General features: G+C 60.0%; 17 protein-coding genes. 14 read left to right on the forward strand and 3 right to left on the reverse strand.

Annotated elements, in window-relative coordinates; all coding sequences use genetic code 11:
- Positions 1–5: 5 nt before the first annotated feature.
- Entirely contained in the window at positions 6–923 is a 918-nt protein-coding gene (locus AB7828_RS29135) for a LysR family transcriptional regulator (protein WP_089263791.1), read from the reverse strand.
- A gap of 133 nt (positions 924–1056) precedes the next feature.
- On the opposite strand from AB7828_RS29135, the gene AB7828_RS29140 reads away from it, so the two are divergent.
- From AB7828_RS29140 to AB7828_RS29175, 8 genes are all read left to right on the forward strand, one after another.
- The gene (locus AB7828_RS29140; RefSeq protein WP_441231887.1) at positions 1057–2697 is read left to right on the forward strand and encodes a flavin-containing monooxygenase; all 1641 of its coding nucleotides are present in this window, start codon (positions 1057–1059) and stop codon (positions 2695–2697) included.
- A 264-nt stretch (positions 2698–2961) separates the two neighbouring features.
- Positions 2962–4224 (forward strand): ABC transporter substrate-binding protein, encoded by a 1263-nt coding sequence (locus tag AB7828_RS29145; protein ID WP_120288860.1) that lies wholly within the window; start codon positions 2962–2964, stop codon positions 4222–4224.
- A gap of 147 nt (positions 4225–4371) precedes the next feature.
- Positions 4372–5277 carry a branched-chain amino acid ABC transporter permease gene (locus AB7828_RS29150; protein ID WP_089263793.1) on the forward strand — a complete coding sequence of 302 codons (906 nt, stop codon included), beginning with the start codon at positions 4372–4374 and terminating at the stop codon, positions 5275–5277.
- Positions 5274–6293: a branched-chain amino acid ABC transporter permease gene (locus tag AB7828_RS29155; RefSeq protein WP_231077724.1), complete on the forward strand. Its 1020-nt coding sequence runs from the start codon at positions 5274–5276 to the stop codon at positions 6291–6293. The genes AB7828_RS29150 and AB7828_RS29155 overlap by 4 nt, the downstream gene beginning before the upstream one ends.
- Positions 6293–7060 carry an ABC transporter ATP-binding protein gene (locus tag AB7828_RS29160; protein ID WP_120288862.1) on the forward strand — a complete coding sequence of 256 codons (768 nt, stop codon included), beginning with the start codon at positions 6293–6295 and terminating at the stop codon, positions 7058–7060. Before AB7828_RS29155 ends, AB7828_RS29160 begins: the two co-directional genes overlap by 1 nt.
- Positions 7060–7773 (forward strand): ABC transporter ATP-binding protein, encoded by a 714-nt coding sequence (locus AB7828_RS29165; RefSeq protein WP_374725681.1) that lies wholly within the window; start codon positions 7060–7062, stop codon positions 7771–7773. The genes AB7828_RS29160 and AB7828_RS29165 overlap by 1 nt, the downstream gene beginning before the upstream one ends.
- Before the next feature lie 67 nt (positions 7774–7840).
- Positions 7841–8626: an SDR family NAD(P)-dependent oxidoreductase gene (locus AB7828_RS29170; protein ID WP_231077722.1), complete on the forward strand. Its 786-nt coding sequence runs from the start codon at positions 7841–7843 to the stop codon at positions 8624–8626.
- Between the two features lie 81 nt (positions 8627–8707).
- Positions 8708–9451, forward strand: a complete 744-nt coding sequence (locus AB7828_RS29175) for an SDR family NAD(P)-dependent oxidoreductase (protein ID WP_231077721.1) — start codon at positions 8708–8710, stop codon at positions 9449–9451.
- Positions 9452–9783: 332 nt separating this feature from the next.
- Here AB7828_RS29175 and AB7828_RS29180 read toward each other — a convergent pair whose 3' ends face one another.
- Complete coding sequence (locus tag AB7828_RS29180) at positions 9784–10596, reverse strand: SDR family NAD(P)-dependent oxidoreductase (RefSeq protein WP_231077720.1); 813 nt, start codon at positions 10594–10596, stop codon at positions 9784–9786.
- Positions 10597–10629: 33 nt separating this feature from the next.
- Positions 10630–11472, reverse strand: coding sequence for a MurR/RpiR family transcriptional regulator (locus AB7828_RS29185; RefSeq protein ID WP_439057579.1), 843 nt, complete (start codon positions 11470–11472; stop codon positions 10630–10632).
- 135 nt (positions 11473–11607) lie between these two features.
- On the opposite strand from AB7828_RS29185, the gene AB7828_RS29190 reads away from it, so the two are divergent.
- The 6 genes from AB7828_RS29190 to AB7828_RS29215 all read left to right on the forward strand — a co-directional run bounded on the left by AB7828_RS29190 (position 11608) and on the right by AB7828_RS29215 (position 16976).
- Positions 11608–12903 (forward strand): ABC transporter substrate-binding protein, encoded by a 1296-nt coding sequence (locus AB7828_RS29190; protein WP_441231888.1) that lies wholly within the window; start codon positions 11608–11610, stop codon positions 12901–12903.
- Positions 12904–12972: 69 nt separating this feature from the next.
- Positions 12973–13899, forward strand: a complete 927-nt coding sequence (locus AB7828_RS29195) for a branched-chain amino acid ABC transporter permease (RefSeq protein WP_441231889.1) — start codon at positions 12973–12975, stop codon at positions 13897–13899.
- Between the two features lies 1 nt (position 13900).
- Positions 13901–14914: a branched-chain amino acid ABC transporter permease gene (locus AB7828_RS29200; RefSeq protein ID WP_441231890.1), complete on the forward strand. Its 1014-nt coding sequence runs from the start codon at positions 13901–13903 to the stop codon at positions 14912–14914.
- 3 nt (positions 14915–14917) lie between these two features.
- Positions 14918–15661: an ABC transporter ATP-binding protein gene (locus AB7828_RS29205; RefSeq protein ID WP_441231891.1), complete on the forward strand. Its 744-nt coding sequence runs from the start codon at positions 14918–14920 to the stop codon at positions 15659–15661.
- On the forward strand, positions 15661–16362 hold the full coding sequence (locus AB7828_RS29210) for an ABC transporter ATP-binding protein (RefSeq protein ID WP_441231892.1): 702 nt from the start codon (positions 15661–15663) through the stop codon (positions 16360–16362). Before AB7828_RS29205 ends, AB7828_RS29210 begins: the two co-directional genes overlap by 1 nt.
- Positions 16359–16976 (forward strand): ATP-binding cassette domain-containing protein, encoded by a 618-nt coding sequence (locus tag AB7828_RS29215; RefSeq protein WP_441231893.1) that lies wholly within the window; start codon positions 16359–16361, stop codon positions 16974–16976. Before AB7828_RS29210 ends, AB7828_RS29215 begins: the two co-directional genes overlap by 4 nt.
- Positions 16977–17018: the final 42 nt, after the last annotated feature.

Consider the following 17018-nt stretch of genomic DNA (forward strand, 5'->3'; position numbering starts at 1 on the left):
GACGTCTATTGGTCCCGCCAATACCGCCAAGGCGGCGGATCGGGTAGTTTCGTCTTGAGGAAGTCTAAGAAGACCCTGACACGGTTACTTACCAGTCGGCGGCTCTGATACACCGCATAGATGGGATGTTCCTCTGGGCACTGATGTTCCGGAAAGAGCTCGACCAAGCGGCCTTGGGCGAGATCGTCGGCGATTTGGACTTCGACCAATCGCACGATGCCGAGGCCAGCGCGCGCGAACTCGATAAGGATCGAAGCCTGGTTCGAGCGTACACGGCTCTTGACGGCGAGCGGTGTGGACAAGCCATCGGCACCGCGAACGGTCCATGTGCTGGCGGCAATGGACGAATGAAAATTGAGACAGGCGTGGTCCGCTAACTCGTTGGGATGTGACGGCGTGCCGTACTCGGCCAGATAGCTCGGCGACGCACAAATGATCCATCGCGTGCTCGTAAATCGCGTGGCCACGAGCGAGGAGTCATTGAGGTGCCCAACATGAATCGCAACGTCGGTTCCCTCGTCAAGTAGCGGCCCGGGATCGATCCGCAGCTGAAGTTCAACCTGAAGGTCGGGATGCTGCCGGCAGAACTCCGGGAGCTTCTTGGCGAGGATGACCTGTCCGAAGATCGGCATCGAGCGAATGCGCAGGGTTTCGCGACCGAGCTTGCCGCTGAAGATCGTCGCGTCAGCGGCCTCGACGGCTTCGATGGCTGCAAGCGCCGCCCGATAGAAGACCTCTCCCTCCGGAGTCATGACGATGTTGCGGTGCGCACGGCGGAATAACAGCGCGCCCAACCGTTCTTCCATCCGCGCAATCAGCTTGCTGACTGCGGACGGCGTGATGGCAAGGTTCCGGGCCGCTGCAGAGAAGCTGCCGTCTTCCGCGGCCCTGACGAAAACCTGCATCTCTGTGTAGCGGTTCACGTTTTTCTCTTGTGACGGAAATTCACATCAGGTTTGAACGATAGAGTATGGAAAGCCATCCGGCAAATCTCTAGCCTTCGAGGCAATAGCGCGGCCATGCGAAGCCGCTCATAAACGAACGGGGAGACGACCGTTGGCGAGCAAGGAGAGCACTGCTTTTGCAGTGAACGAACAATCGAGCCATGCCTGTGACGCGATCATTATCGGCGCCGGATTTTCAGGCCTCTACCAGTTGCACAAATTACGGGACGAACTCGGCCTCGACGTCGTTGTGCTTGAAAAGGGCGATGGCATCGGCGGGACCTGGTTCTGGAACCGCTATCCGGGCGCGCGCTGCGATTCCGAGAGCTATTACTATTGCTACTCCTTTAACAAGGAGATCGAGCAGGAGTGGAGCTGGAGCGAGCGCTATCCCGAACATCCTGAAATCCGGAAATACCTGAATTTCGTTGCCGACAAGCTCGATCTCAAGCGCGATATCCGGCTGAACACCGAGGTCACCTCGGCCGCGTTCGATGACGATGCCAATCTCTGGACGGTGCAGACGAAGAACGGACAGTTCTTCTCCGCGCCATTCCTGATTACGGCAGTGGGGTGTCTCTCGACAGCCAATGTGCCTGATATCAAGGGCCTCGATAGCTTCAAGGGCCAATGGTACCATACCGGCCTGTGGCCGCATGAGGGCGTCGATTTCAGCGGCAAGCGTGTGGGCCAGATCGGAACCGGATCGACCGGGATTCAGACCGCACCTGTTATTGCCGAGCAGGCAAAACATCTCACGGTTTTCCAGCGTACGGCAAATTACAGCATTCCGGCGCGTAACGGCCCGGTGACGGCGGACGACATCAAGCATACAAGGGACAATTACGACGAGATCTGGCGGCTGGCACGCGCCGGTACCAACGGACATCCGTTCACGATCTCGACGCGTTCCGCGCTGTCGGTGTCCGATGCGGAGCGGGAGGAGATCTATGAAAAGGCGTGGGAGCGCGGCGGATTGCGCTTCCGTGCATCGTTTTCCGATGTCCTGCAGAACGTCGAGGCAAACCTCACGGCCTCAGACTTCCTCCGCGACAAGATTAAGACCGTCGTCAGGAATCCGGTGGTCGCAGAGATGTTGACGCCACGCGATCATGGATTCGCGACCAAGCGTCCGCCGATCGACAGCGGCTATTTCGAAACGTTCAATCGGGACAATGTGCTGCTGGTGGATCTCAAGGCAGAACCGATCGTCGAGGTGACGGCGAACGGCATCCGCACGACGAAGCAGGACTACGCGCTCGACATCATCGTGTTCGCGACAGGCTTCGACGCACTGACGGGACCACTCGTCAATCTAAACATCAGCGGCAGCCAGGGTATCAAGCTGAAGGATGCCTGGGCGGCCGGCCCGCGCACTTACCTTGGCCTGCAGTCGCCGAAATTCCCGAATCTGTTCACCATCACCGGTCCTGGCAGCCCGTCGGTGTTGTGCAATATGCCGATTGCCATCGAGCAGCATGTAGACTGGATCACCAATTGCATCCGCGACATGCGCGCGAACGGCCAAAAGCGGATCGAGGCCAATACCGACTCGACCGAAAAGTGGGTCGCGCATGTCAACGAAGCCGCGGATGCGACGCTGCTGCCCATGGCAAGTTCGTCCTGGTATCTTGGCGCCAATGTACCGGGCAAGCCGCGTGTCTTCATGCCCTACGCCGGTGGATTGGCGCGCTACACCTCGATCTGTGACGACGTTGCGCAAAGCGGTTATCGCGGCTTCGCGCTGAGCTAACTGCCCATGCCGCGGCCGACGGAGCGAAAGCCGCGGGCAAGAGGAGTCGGCGCCGCAGCATTGGTCCCCGACCTCGCTGCGGCGAATTTACGCGAGGCATTCGGAAAGTCCGTTGGACAGCGCGCCGTTCCTGCTGCACGATCTTCGTATTGCGCTGATCGACCAAAGGACCGAGTGAGGAGAGTAAGCCACCAAGACGACGCTGATCTGGAAATAATAAAATCTGTACCGGCAAAGCCGGACATCAAAATCAGGGAGGGTTCAATGACCAAGACGACCAAGGGCATTTCACGCCGACGCGTCCTCAAGGGCGCTGGCGCCATGGCAGGCCTTGCCGCATTCGGCGCGCCGCATATCGCCGGTGCACAGGCGAAAGTCATCAAGATCGGCCTGCCGACGATCCTGTCGGGACGCGTTGCAATCCTCGGCACGTCCAGTCGGTTTGCAGTCCAGCTCGCTTTCAATCAGATAAACGAAGCCGGCGGCATCAATGGCCGCAAATTCGAAGTGGTCGACCGCGACTCCAAGGGGCGTCCCGACGAAGCCGCCAAGGTCACGCGCGATCTCATCAATAATGACGGTTGCGATATCATCGTCGATGGCGAGGCGTCGTCAGGCAGCTTCGCGGTGCATGAGGTCGTGCGCGATCTCGGCATCCTTTGCCTCCATACCTGCAGCGAAACCTCGTCGCTGACGGCAGACCCCAAGCAGTTCAGCAAGAATGTGTTCAGATGCGCCCGACAGGGCATCCATGATGCCGTCGCAGGTGGTAGCTACGCAGCGAAGATTGCCAAGGAGAAGGGGCTCAAGAAGTGGGCGACCTGTTCGCCCGATTACGCCTATGGCCGCGACAACACCGCGGAATTTCTGCAATACGCCAAGGTGTTCGAGCCGTCGATCGAAGTGGTCGATCAGCTCTGGCCGAAACTGTTTGCGCCCGATTACACCGAGAGCATCACCAAGCTGATGCAGGTGAAGCCGCAGGCGGTCTATTCGGCGCTGTGGGGCGGCGATCTCGTCGCGTTTATCGAGCAGTCGAACCTGTATCGCCTGTTCCAGAACACCGCCTATTTCTCCGGTGGTCTTGGCGATCCGCCGATCCTGACGGCCATCAAGAACCTGCCGCAGGGACTCAACACGGCCTATCGGTATAACAACGGATTTCCGAGTTCACCCGAGAACACCGCCTTCTGCGATGCCTATGTCAAGGTGGCGCCGCACGAGCCGACCAACTGGGCGTGGCAGAACTACGCGGCGTCGCAATTCATTATCGAGGCGCTGCGTCGCACGAACGGCAATACCGACAGTTCTGCGCTGGCGAAGGAAATCTCCGGCATGACGGTGAAGAAGCCGTTTGGCGGTGCCGGCATCACCATGCGTGACAGCGATCATACGATCATCAATTACCCCGTCGCATGGGGCAAGACGGTCAGCAAGTCACCCTGGGTGGTCGATTACGTCGATACGGAATGGTCGAAGATCGTCGAGCTCGAGAAGGAGTGGAAGAAGGAAAAGGGTTACGCCTGAGCTGTCTGCGGGCATCGTCGCTAGATGACGTGGCCCGTCGCATGGCGACGGGCTCGGCCGCTCCGTCGCACATCCGGCCTGCCGTTCGCGTCGGCCGGAACAGGCTCGTTCAGACCATCGAAGGTCAGACCATCAAAGGACTGCGCTGTGAACCTCGAAGCCCTTGCCTCCTGCCTGTCATCGTCAGCCTGCGCCGTGACGCAGATATCGACGGCGCTCATCATCGGCATGCTGCTGTTCATGGTGGCGTCCGGCCTGTCGCTGATCTTCGGCGTGCTCGGCGTCATCAATTTCGCCCATGGCGCGTTCTATATGGCTGGCGCCTATATCGCCTTCTTCACCTATCAGGCGACATCGAGCTTTTTACTGGCATTCCTGGCCGGCGCGCTCGGGGCAGGCCTGATCGGGGTCATCTTTGAGCGGTTTATCATCAGCAAGGTGTATGGCAAGGACATCCTGATGCAGTTGCTGGTTTGCTACGCCATCATCCTGATCTTCGACGATCTGGTGAAGATCATTGCCGGCCCGGAATACAAGATGATGGGCATGCCCGACGTGTTCGCGCTTCCGCCGCTTGAATTCGCCGGCGGCTTCGTTCCGGCCTATTACGTCTTCATGATCGTCGCGAGCCTGTCGATCGGCGCGATGCTCTGGCTCGCAATCGAGAAGACCCGGATCGGCAAGATCATCCGCGCCCTCGCCATCAATCCGCAGATGGTCGGCGCACTCGGGATCAACACGACGCTGCTCTACGCGGCCGTGTTTGGCGTCGGCAGCATGTTGGCGGGTATCGCCGGCTCCCTCGCGGCGCCGACACGCACATTGACGCCGGGTATGGGTCTATCGATCCTGATCGAAAGCTTCATCGTCACCGTGATCGGCGGGATGGGATCGATTGTCGGCGCGCTGATCGCAGCGTTGCTCATCGGCTTCACGCGGGCCTTCGGAGCGATCGGCTTCCCGCTCTTCGTTGACGGGATCATGTTCGGCATGATGGCCGTCGTTCTGATCGTCAAGCCCAGCGGTCTGCTCGGCCGGGAGATCGCGCGATGATGAAAGCGGGGTTCCTGCGCGATCTGTTCTTTGCGGCTGCCGTGCTGATCGTTTTGATTGTCGTACCGTTCATCTTCACCAAGCCATCGCTGCGCGACTTCCTCATCTATGTGATGGCCTATGGCCTGCTGGCGATGTCGCTGAATCTCCTCGTGGGGCTCACGGGGCTGGTCTCGTTCGGGCATGCGGCCTTCTTCGTGTCCGGCGCCTATATGTTCGGTCTGCTGATGCAGTCCGGCCGCGTGTCGATCCCCGTTGCAATTCTCGTCACGGTGCTCGGCACTGCGGTGCTTGCGCTGGTGATCGGTGCGATCTGCGTGCGGCTCAAGGAAATCTATTTCTCCTTCATCACGCTGGCCTTCCAGATGTTCATCCACTCGATCATCCTGACATGGGTCAGCTTGACCGGCGGGGATCAGGGCTTGCGCGGCGGCATTCCGCGGCCCCCGTTCTTCGGCATCGATCTCAGCAGCGGTGTGTCGCTTTATATCTTCTCGGCTTGCGTCTTCGTCGTCTGTATCCTGATCATGCGTCAGGTCTGGCAGTCGCCGTTCGGCTACACGCTGCGCTTGATCCGCGACAATCCGAACCGGGCCAATTACCTCGGCGTCGATATCGTTCGCATGAAGCTCGGCGTGTTCATCCTGGCCGGTGCGATGGCCAGCGTTGCCGGCATCCTGCTGTCGCTGTTCGTCTCCGGCGCCTATCCGGAATTCGGCTTCTGGACGACCTCGGGCGAGGCCATCTTCATGATCATGCTCGGCGGCTCGCAACTGTTCGTCGGGCCGATCATCGGCGCCATCCTGCTGCGCCTGCTCGAGCATTTCGTATCCATCTACACAGAATATCACGGCCTGGTGCTGGGCATCGTCATTCTGGCCATCGTGCTCGGTCTGCGGCAGGGCATCGCCGATTACATCGTCGAATTTCTGCAGCGACGCAAAGAGGCCAGGGTGGCTCCTGCCCAGGACGCTTCCGCCAAGGATGCCGCCTTCGCCAAGGAGAGGATTGCCTGATGCTCTCGGTGCAGAACCTCGACAAACGCTTCGGCGGTGTTCACGCCACGCGCAATGTCTCGATCGATTTTCCCGACGGCTCGCTCACGGCGATCATCGGACCGAATGGCGCAGGCAAGACCACCTTCTTCAACCTGATCTCGGGCGCGTTCCGGCCGAATTCGGGGAAGGTCATTTTCGACGGTCAGGATATCGTTGGTAAATCGAGCCTCGAGGTCGTGCGGCTCGGCATGACGCGGGCGTTCCAGGTCGCCGAGATCTTCCCCAGCCTGACCGTCACCGAGGCGATCATGGCGACGGTGATCTCTCATTTGCGCAAGTCATGGACCTTTCTGCGGCGGTTTCCTGTCGCGGAAGCCAAGGCGCGGACGGAAGAGATCATCGAACTGCTCGGGCTCGCGGACAAGGCGGGGACGCTCTCGCGCAATCTTTCCCATGGCGACCAGAAGCTGCTCGATATCGGCCTTGCGCTCGCCATGGAGCCAAAGGTGCTGCTGCTCGACGAGCCGACCGCGGGCATGGGGCCGGACGAGCGCTGGCGCATGATCGGCAAGGTGCAGCATCTGTGGCAGGTCAAGAAGATGACGGTGCTGTTCATCGAGCATGACATGGATATCGTCTTCAAGATCGCCCAGAAAATCCATGTGCTGAAATACGGCGCCGTGCTCGCGCAGGGCACGGCCAACGAGATCCGGCGCAATCAGGATGTCATCGACGCCTATCTCGGTGCCGATCACCATCTCTCCGCAGCAGTGGGAGAGGCATGATGACCGACCCGTTCCTCCATGTCGAAGCGGCAGACGTCTATTACGGTGCCAGCCAGATCCTGTTCGGCGTCGATCTCGCGGTCGAGCAGGGGCAAACCATGGCGCTGCTCGGCCGTAACGGCGCCGGCAAGTCGACGACGTTCAAGATGATCGCCGGCCTCGCGCCGCCACGCCGCGGCAAGGTTGCTCTTGCAGGTCAAGGGCTGGCCGGTCGACCGTCCTACAGGATCGCGCGCGCGGGGATCGGCTATGTTCCGGAGAACCGGCAGGTGTTCCCCGACCATACGGTCGATGACAATCTCATCGTCGCCGCCAAGAAGGGGCCGCGCGGCGACCATCACTGGAATCGCGAGCGCATCTATGAGGTGTTTCCGATCCTCGCCTCGATGAAGGACCGCCTGGCCGGCCGGCTGTCGGGTGGCGAGCAGCAGATGCTGACCATCGCCCGCACGCTGATGGGCAATCCCGATGTGTTGTTGCTCGACGAGCCCAGTGAGGGCCTCGCGCCGATCATCGTCCAGGCCATCGGCGAACTTATCAAGACGCTGCGCGGCATGGGCGTCACCATTCTGCTGGCCGAACAGAACATGCATTTCTGCCTGGGTATCGCGACCCATGCCACGGTGATCGACAAGGGACAGATCGTGTATCGCGCGACCATAGATGAACTCAGGCACAACGAGGACATCAAGCAACGCTATCTTGCGGTCTAGCGCCGTCGCCATCGTCAAACGCGCAGCTTTGCTGCGTGCAACAAGAAACGGACAACGGGAGTGCAGGATGAAACGAGACGAGGGGCGCGGCCGCATCGCCGTGGTGACGGGCGGAGCAAGCGGAATCGGCCTAGCCACAGCCGGTATCTTGATCGAGCGCGGATGGCGCGTCGTCATTTCGGATATCAATGCGAAGGCCAATCAGGAATCTGCAGCGAAGATCGGCGCGGACTCCGTGCCGTTCGACGTGACTGATGAACACGCGACCGAAACGGCTTTCGCGGATATCGAGGCGCGGCTGGGGCCGATCGAGGCGCTGTTCGCCAATGCCGGCGTGATCCAGTCCGGCGGCCGTGCAGAGAACCTGCCGCTCGCCGAATTCGACAGGGTAATCGCCGCCAATTTGCGCGGCGTTTACGTGTCCTGCCTCGCGGCCGGCAAGCGCATGACCAAGCGCGGACGCGGCGGCATCGTGATCACCGGCTCGGTCACGGCATCGCGCACAGCGCCGTTACACGCCTATGCGCCCTCGAAGGCTGCGGCGGTTCATATGGCGGCGTGCCTCGCGGCCGATTGGGGCCGTTCGGGTGTGCGGGTCAATGCGGTGTCGCCGGGCTATGTGGGAACCCCACCGGTGCTCGCCAACATCGAACGTGGGACGCGAGATCCGAAACTGCTGATCGAAGGCTCCGCGCTGGGACGCATGGTCGATCCGGAAGAAATCGGACGCGGCGTCGCGTTTCTGCTGTCCGACGACGCGTCGGCGGTTACCGGGATCAATCTTCCGATTGATGCTGGGTGGCTCGCGAGTTCGCATCTGACGACCTATGGCGGCGTGCCGCCGGCGCGCTGACCGTCGTCACGTCAACCGAATTGAACACCGTACTCTGCGTGGGTTTACAGAGGTGTGGTAACACAAGCGGGAATTATCGTCATGACGTCTTCTGAAAAATCCCCATTCGATCTCACCGGACAGCGCATTGTGATCGCGGGCGCGGCCGGCGGCATCGGCAGCGCTACGGCGAAGCTATGCGCACAGCAAGGCGCGACGCTTGTGCTGGTCGATATCGCAGGCAAGGATCGTATCCGCGAACGCGTCGGTGCCGAGGTTGCGGACCGCTCTGAAATTTACGGCCTCGACACCGGCTCGCGGCCCGACGTGACGGCGCTCGCGAGGCAGACTGGACCGGTCTATGGACTGATCGATACGGCGGCGATCGCACCGCATGACGACTGGATGGCCGAGGACTGGGAAGAGTCGCTTGATCGCGTCATTCGCGCCAATGTGAAGGGGCCGATCAATCTGACCCGCGCCTTCCTGCCCGGCATGATGGAGGCCGGCGAAGGCCGCATCGTGCTGTGCGGATCGGTGGCCGGGTGGATGGGCGGTCTGCGCACCGGGCCGCATTATGCCTTTGCCAAAGGCGGCATCCATTCCTTCGTGCGCTGGCTGGCGAGTAAGGCCGCACCGCGCAACGTCCTCGTGAACGGCATTGCGCCGGGGCCGGTAGAGACCGCGATGACCGAGGGCAAAGGCTATGACACATCGCTCTATCCGTTGAAGCGCATGGCCAAGCCGGAAGAGATCGCCGCCACCGCGGTGTTCTTATGCGGCGCTGGCAGTGGTTACGCCTCCGGTGCGATTTTCGATATCAACGGGGCCACCCACTTCCATTGACTGCTGCGGGCGCTGATCGCCTGCAGGACGCGGCGGATCTGCGCGCTGCGCCACCCACGATAACGCTGGGCCTGGCGTGTCACCGAGAAGATAGGGCGGCACGCATTGTTCGCCGCAATAGGTGCGGTCACATCCGCCGATCCGTCGGCTTGCGAGACAAAGGGATGTCACTTATTCGCTTGCAAGGTCTATGTCCGCTCCTGGCGCAAAGCGGACTCCTGTGAAAAAGGTGCCGCAGGTTTCGTGGCGAAGTTGCGCAGCGGCTTGCAACTAATACCGAACTGATTGCGGTTCCTGCATTCCCGATGGTCACCTAGCTGAGAGTTTGAGGCTCATGCCGGCCAGAGCTGGCCGCCGCCGTCGACGCGAATGACCTGCCCCGATACGAACGCTCCCATAGGTCCGGCAAATAACTCAATGACGCGCGCAACCTCGTCTATGGTGGCAATCCGGTCGAGCGACCCTTCCTGGATCAGCCGCGCCGGATCGACGGTACGTGTTGCCATAAACCGCTCCGTGCGTGTGTCGCCTGGGGCGATCGTGTTGACGGTGACATCATAGATTCGCATCTGGTCGGCGAGACACCGGGTAAAATGCATCGCGCCGGCTTTCGCCGTTGCGTAGATCGATGCATTTGTGCGTCCTTTGAATGCTGCAACTGAGCCGATGTTGATAATACGCCCCCGGCGTCGGTCCATCATGCCTCGCGCCACCTGCTGGCAGACGAAGATTGTGCTAAGAAGATTACGGTCGATGACGGCCCGCACATCTTCGGCCTTGATATTTACGACATCATTTGGGTTTGGCTTTCCGCCTGCAGCCGCGATGTCACCGCCGGCATTATGCACGAGGATGTCGATGGGGCCGAGATTGGTCTCGGTGACTTGAACGACCCGCTCGATGTCTTCCGATATCGTAAGATCGCCGAGAACCTTGAAAGTGCGGACGCTGTGTTTGTCGGCTATCGATCGAGCGACATCCGTAAGCGTTTCGGTACCACCAAATTCGGCAGGGCCGTGCTCGCGCATGCCGTGAATAGCGATATGGCAACCGAGGGCTGCGAGCCGTTCGGCAAAGGCGCGGCCAAGCCCGCGACCTGCACCTGTGATAAGTGCGACCTGGCCTTCCAGCATACGAGCGGACATGACTTCATCCTGTCAGTTAAATGAGAGTTATCTTCAGTCGAGTGTAAGCGTGAGACCGACGGCAAGTGTCTGGGCGAGACACATGGGGGCGACCATCGTACGAAGTGCGGCTTCCGGCATATCCGGAATTTCGAAGACGACGCTGGCACCCTCGACAATGGGGCTGAGCAAGCTGTCCGTGATCGAGATGACGGGCAGGCGGCGGGCTACGAGTTCCGGAAACAGTCGCGCTGTGTCGGGATTGTAGACCCTGAAGCTGATGGCAACGAGCGCATCGGCGGGCGTCGCCGAAGCGGCCTGGTCGCCAAGCGCGCTGCCAAGTCCATCAAGGATAACAACGCGGCGCCCGAGTTTGCGCAAAACATAGGTCAGATGAGCTGCGACCGGGAAAGAGCCGCCAAGGCCCAGGACGTAGATCGTCTCTGCGGCGCCAAGCAGTTCGATCGCGCGCGCAAGATCTGCCTGCCTTACGCGGTCCTGCAGGCTTTCGAGCGAGACCATGCCTTCTGACGCGAAGCGGGTCAGAACCGCCTGAGGATTGTTCGCATCCTGAAAGCGGCCGTCGCGTCGCAGCCCGGTGATGCGCTCCTTGTAGCTCGGTGGCACGCTGGCGACGAGCCTTGAACGGAACACCTGTTGCAATTCCGTGAAGCCGCCATAGCCCAGTGCACGCGCAAATCTCACAATGGCGGACGGCTGAACCTTCGCACGCTGTGCGACTTCCGCGACGGTCCCGAGCGCCATCTCGGTGGGATGCTCAAGTGCAAACTCAGCGATCACCCGGAGGCGATCTGAAAAATCCGGATGTTGGCGTGCGATCTCATGACGGAGGTTTTCATAAGTGCCGTGCTGGGGGGCTCTGGCTTTAGTGGGCATGCGGTTGGCTCGTATTTGCGGTCATCGATTTCTCTGACTTGTATATTCTACTTTACATACTTCGTGGAATGTTTATTCTAAATCCATACAATGCGCGGACATCAATAAAAGAGCCGCCGATTCCAGGAGGAAACAATGAAGCGACGTAGCGATACGTCCGGGCTGTCCCGGCGTGCCCTCGTGAAGGGCGGCTTGCTGTCTGCCACAGCGACATTTTTCGGTCCATGGCAACACACACGTGTTCTGGCGCAGGGAGAAAAGAAGCCAATCAAGTTGGGGCTCACCTGTGATGCCAGCGGCCAATACGGCAATAGCGGGCAGGACGATATGCGTGGCATTCGCCTCGCAATTGATGAATTCAACGCAAAAGGCGGCGTGCTCGGTCGCAAGATTGAATGGACGACGGCCGACACCGAAACCAATGCGGCGACAGGTACACGCATCGCGGAGCGTTTCATTACGCAGGAGCAGTGCGGCTTTCTGATCGGCGCCGTGCATTCGGGCGTCGCCAATGCCATCACGCAAGTCGCGAATAAATACGGCACCGTCTATTTCAACACCAACTCGTCGGCACCGAGTGAGGCAGGTGAGAACTGCTCGCGCATCAAATTTGTCTGGGATGGGAACGGCACCAATTTTTCCAAGGCCGCCGTCCAGAACGCGGTTCAGAAGATAGGCAAGAAGTGGTTGTTGCTGACCAACGACTATGTGTGGGGGCACACGACATCGGCCGCGACCAAAGCCGAGGTCGAGAAAGCCGGCGGACAGATCATCGACAATCTGCTGATCCCGCAGAACACCCGGGACTTCACCTCCTATCTCCTCAAGGTGCAGCAGGCCAAGCCTGATGTGGTCGCGATGGCGGTTGGCGGCGACGACATGAAGGCGCTACGTCAGCAGATCAGTGCGCTGAAGCTGGAAGAGAAAACAGCCTGGGTGAACAATCAGCAGGACTGGCCCGATATCTGGGGCGCGGAAGATACGCTGTTCGGCGTCTTCGGCACCAATTGGTATCATCTTTTGCCGCTCCCCGGCGTTGCTGAATTCGTCAAGCGCTGGCAAACGACCTATCCTCAGTCGCCCATTCCGGTGCCGGGGAATGTCTCCTACAACGGCTACATCGCGACACGCGAATTGCTGCGCGCGATCGAGCGCGCCGGTACGACCAGCAATCATGCTGTGATCAAGCAGTTGGAAGGGCACAGGATGCTCGCTGCCGACCGCATGCAGCATTTCGATGCGTATATCGATCCTGTGACGCATCAAGTGCAGCAGACGATCTATCTTGCCCGGCGCAACACAAAACCCGTCGACAAGACGGATCTGTACGAGGTCATCAGCTGGACCAAGCCCGAAACAGCGGTGGACGATGCTTCACTGGAAAAATGCAAGATGAAGGCGCTCGCCGACGTTCCAGTCTTCGACACATAAAGCTCACGCCTGGGCGTCCGGAACATTCTCCGGGCGCTCGTGCTCGCTCATTGGAATAGATGAACGCTTATGTCGCCTCTCAATCTCCTTCCGCATTTGCTGAACGGTATAGCGCTCGGCTTGCTTTTCTCCCTGATTGCGCTTGGCTTCATGCTGATCCTCGGATTGATGGAGCAGATCAACCTTGCCCATGGCTCGTTGTTCGCGCTCGGGGCGTACTTTGCCTACGCTATTTGTGGGGCGAAACTGCCGTTGCCGCCGGATGTCCTGATCGCGTGGGCCGGTGTGCCGCTTGGCTTGCGGTTTGCCACAGCAGTTGTCGTAGCCCCGATCCTGGTTGCGCCCTTTGGCCTTGTGCTTGAACGATTGATGCGCCGCACCTATGGGCGCGATCCGCTGTATGGGCTTCTGCTCACCTTTGGTGTTGCCATGGTGCTGGAGGAGTTGATCCGCGTGGTTTGGGGCACGCGCGACTACATGATGCCGGTACCGCGTGACATGTCCGGCGGCTTTATCATGCTCGATCTGATCTGGTCGACCTATCGCTTCTGGGCTGCCGGCATGGCGATCGTGGCCATGGGAGCCGTCTGGTTCATCGTCGAACGCACGCGTTTCGGTGCGATGGTCAAGGCAGGCGCCCATGACAGCGAAATCGTCCAGGCGCTCGGCATCGATCTGACGCGATTGCGGGTTTGGGTGTTCGTCCTTGGCACGATGCTCGCGGCGTTCGCCGGTGTGATCATGGCGCCGCTTTGGGGAATCCGGCCGCATATGGGAGTCGATGCCGTTGTCCCGGCATTTCTCATCATCGTGCTCGGTGGTGTCGGGAGCTTCTGGGGGGCGGCGTTGGGCGGGCTCCTGGTCGGCATGGTGGTCGGGCTGTCCGGTGCCTATGCCTCCGAATGGTCGATGCTGTCCATGTATCTGTTGTTAATTGTCGTCGTGACGTTCCGCGCACGGGGCCTGTTCGGCAAGAAAAGCGTGTTGGAGGCTTGATATGGCAGCAGCCCGTACGGTTCCCAGCTTCACGCCTGCGATGCTCGTTACATGGATCCTGTTTGCAACCGTTCCGTTCTGGATCGAGCGGGTCGGCCTCTATCAATATCTCGGGGTCGAGATCCTGATCTTTGCGCTCTATGCGCTGGCCTACAATCTGGTTCTGGGCCATGCGGGATTGCCGTCGTTCGGGCATGGCGCATTTTTCGGGATCGGTGCCTACGCATTCGGTCTGGCGCAATCAAACATCGCGTCGAACCTGTGGGTCTGTCTTGCGGTTGCTGCATTTACGGCCGCAATAGCGGGCGCTTTTGTGGCGCTCTTCATCTCGCACAGGCGAGGCATCTATTATGCGTTGATGACCATCGCTTTCGGGCAGATCTTCTGGTTCATCGCGATCAAGGCGCACCGGATAACCGGCGGCGAAGATGGCTTGCTCAAGATTGAGAGGCTACCCGCCTCGCTTGGCATCACCACGTTCAACCTTGGCAGCAACATCGCGCTGTACTACTTCGTGCTTGCAGTCTTTGCTGTCGTCTCGTTCCTGCTGTGGCGGCTCGTGCATTCCCCGTTTGGGCGGGTGGTGAAGGCCATAAAGCAGAACGAAACACGTGCTCGTTTCGTCGGCTACGACGTCTGGCGCTACAAGGCGGCGGTCCTGGTTGTATCCACGACCTTATCGGGACTCGCGGGCGGATTGTTCGCGATGGCACAGACGTCCGCCTTCCCGGACGTGATGAGTCTGCACTATTCCGGCTACGTCGTCATGATGACATTGGTGGGCGGCGGGCTTGTCTCGTTCTGGGGGCCCGTCATTGGTGCCGTGGCCTTCTTCCTTGCACGCGACGTCATCGGATCATTCACCACCGGATGGATGCTATGGTTCGGCCTGTCGTTTGTTGTCTTGGTGCTTTTCAAGCCGGAGGGGATCGCCGGCATGTTTGCCGGCGTCATGAACGGACGAGACAAAATCGTTCCGCGCCCTGCCGCCGCTCCGCAATCGCAGGCGAGGTGAGCCATGCCACTGTTTGAAGCCAAGGATCTGCATCTGCGATTTGGCGATCGCGTCGTGCTCGAGAATGTCTCGCTTGCATTTGAAGCCGGCCAGTTGTCCGGCATCATGGGGCCGAACGGCGCCGGCAAGACGACCTGTTTCAACGTGCTGACGGGCCGCTACAAGCCCAATCGCGGGCAGGTATTGTGGCAGGGAGATGATATCACCGGGAAAAGCCCGCAGGATATCGCACGGCTGGGCATCGCAAGGTCGTTCCAGCTGATGAACCTGTTCGACGAGTTCACGGTATTCGAGAACATAGCCATTGCGCTTCCGGGCACGCGCCGGCGCGGGCATGACATGATTGCTCAGGCATATGCCGCCACCGCTCTGGTCGAAGAAGCGCACAACATTCTCGAAAAGGTGGGTCTTGCAGGGCGGGCCGACGATGAGGCCAAGTCGCTCTCTTATGGTGCGCGGCGCGCGCTCGAAATCGGCGTTGCGCTGGCCTGTCGTCCCAAGCTGCTTTTTCTCGATGAGCCGACTGCGGGTCTCGGCAGCGACGGGCGCGCGCGACTGGCCGATCTCATCCTTCAGCTCAAAGGTGATCTCACCATCGTCATCATCGAACATGACATGGAATTCCTCTTCTCGCTGGCCGATGAGATATCGGTGATTCATTGGGGGCAGGTGATCGCGCGTGGCACGCCGGCCGCACTCAAGACGAATCCATGGGTTGAGGCTTCCAACCTGGGGCGGCTCAACTGATGCTCGATGTATCCGGTATCGATTCGTTCTACGGCGAGACGCAGGCGCTGTTTTCGGTCTCGTTATCCGTACGCGCAGGCGAGGTGCTTGCTCTGCTCGGCGCCAACGGCGCTGGCAAAACCACGGTGCTTCGCTCCATCCTCGGCCTCACGCGCGCCCGCCGGGGCGACATCCGTTTTCAGGGCAAGTCCATCGCAGCAAGCCCGACGCATCATATCGCCTGCGCAGGAATTGGCTGGGTGCCGGACGACCGTCGCCTCTGTCCGACACTCACCGTGGCGAAAAATCTGTCGTTGGGCGAAAAGCGGACGAGCTTTCGAGGGTGGTCTCTTGGAGAAGTCACCGAGATTTTCACGCCGCTCAAATATCTGATGGCGCGCGAGGCCGAGACGTTGTCCGGCGGGGAGATGCAGATGGTCGCCATTGCCCGCGCCTTGCTCGGTTCACCCGGTCTCGTGCTGTTCGACGAGCCGAGCCAGGGCCTTGCACCGAAAATCGTCGATGACGTGATGGCTGTCATCCGGCGCCTCAGGCAGGCGGGCATTGCCAGTATCGTGGTCGAACAGAATGCCGATGTCGCATTGAGCGTTGCCGATCGGGTCGTCGTGTTGTCGCAGGGGCATATTGCCTGGACGGGGGACGCGGCGGAACTGACTGCAGATGCCGGCCTCAAGCGCAAGCTTCTGGGAGGGCTGTCATGAGCGATACGCCGCTACTCGCGCTGGAAGGCGTGAACAAGATCTATCGCCGCGGCTTGCTCGACCGGGAGCGCGCATTTCAATTGCATGTGGATCGCGCTTTCATGCAGCCCGAGATCGTGGGCGTCATGGGGCCAAACGGCGCCGGCAAGACGACGCTATTCGAGATGATCGCGGGATCGAACGTGCCGTCGGCAGGGCGTGTGATGGTTGCCGGTCAGGACATGCAGAGAGTTCGCTATCTTCAGCGCGATCGTCTCGCGATTCATTACCATCAGTCCTATCAAGTCCGTCAGTTCAGAAAGACGAGGCCGTCCTTCACGATGGAGCAGGCTGCAAGCGCCTATCCGCTCGTTCATCTGTTCGATGAACCGCAGTTCAATACCCAGGATGGCTATATCGGATTCATGCTGGATTTCTTCCGCAAGCTGCGCAGTGAGAAGCGGCTCGTTTTCATCTGCCTGCATCCGACGGCGACGTTTCAACTGACGATCCTCAAGGAGATCTGCGAGCGTTTCCTGTTCGTCAGCGGCGGAGCGGTCACCAACTATGCTCATTTTGATGACCTCACCAGCCAGCCCGATGTCCGCCAATATCTTGGTGTGCTGGCCCCCTGAATAGACTCGTAACTCAATTCACGACAAACCGAAATCTGGAAC

The sequence above is a fragment of the Tardiphaga sp. 215_C5_N2_1 genome, from assembly GCF_052076055.1.
Lineage (GTDB): Bacteria > Pseudomonadota > Alphaproteobacteria > Rhizobiales > Xanthobacteraceae > Tardiphaga > Tardiphaga robiniae.

Bases quoted from the DNA above. Each gene is read 5' to 3' on its own strand.
- AB7828_RS29180 (WP_231077720.1), bottom strand. From the start codon at position 10,596: ATGTCCGCTCGTATGCTGGAAGGCCAGGTCGCACTTATCACAGGTGCA.
- AB7828_RS29165 (WP_374725681.1), top strand. From the start codon at position 7,060: ATGACCGACCCGTTCCTCCATGTCGAAGCGGCAGACGTCTATTACGGT.
- AB7828_RS29200 (WP_441231890.1), top strand. From the start codon at position 13,901: ATGGCAGCAGCCCGTACGGTTCCCAGCTTCACGCCTGCGATGCTCGTT.
- AB7828_RS29195 (WP_441231889.1), top strand. From the start codon at position 12,973: ATGTCGCCTCTCAATCTCCTTCCGCATTTGCTGAACGGTATAGCGCTC.
- AB7828_RS29205 (WP_441231891.1), top strand. From the start codon at position 14,918: ATGCCACTGTTTGAAGCCAAGGATCTGCATCTGCGATTTGGCGATCGC.
- AB7828_RS29145 (WP_120288860.1), top strand. From the start codon at position 2,962: ATGACCAAGACGACCAAGGGCATTTCACGCCGACGCGTCCTCAAGGGC.
- AB7828_RS29185 (WP_439057579.1), bottom strand. From the start codon at position 11,472: ATGCCCACTAAAGCCAGAGCCCCCCAGCACGGCACTTATGAAAACCTC.
- AB7828_RS29190 (WP_441231888.1), top strand. From the start codon at position 11,608: ATGAAGCGACGTAGCGATACGTCCGGGCTGTCCCGGCGTGCCCTCGTG.
- AB7828_RS29210 (WP_441231892.1), top strand. From the start codon at position 15,661: ATGCTCGATGTATCCGGTATCGATTCGTTCTACGGCGAGACGCAGGCG.
- AB7828_RS29155 (WP_231077724.1), top strand. From the start codon at position 5,274: ATGATGAAAGCGGGGTTCCTGCGCGATCTGTTCTTTGCGGCTGCCGTG.
- AB7828_RS29215 (WP_441231893.1), top strand. From the start codon at position 16,359: ATGAGCGATACGCCGCTACTCGCGCTGGAAGGCGTGAACAAGATCTAT.
- AB7828_RS29160 (WP_120288862.1), top strand. From the start codon at position 6,293: ATGCTCTCGGTGCAGAACCTCGACAAACGCTTCGGCGGTGTTCACGCC.
- AB7828_RS29170 (WP_231077722.1), top strand. From the start codon at position 7,841: ATGAAACGAGACGAGGGGCGCGGCCGCATCGCCGTGGTGACGGGCGGA.
- AB7828_RS29175 (WP_231077721.1), top strand. From the start codon at position 8,708: ATGACGTCTTCTGAAAAATCCCCATTCGATCTCACCGGACAGCGCATT.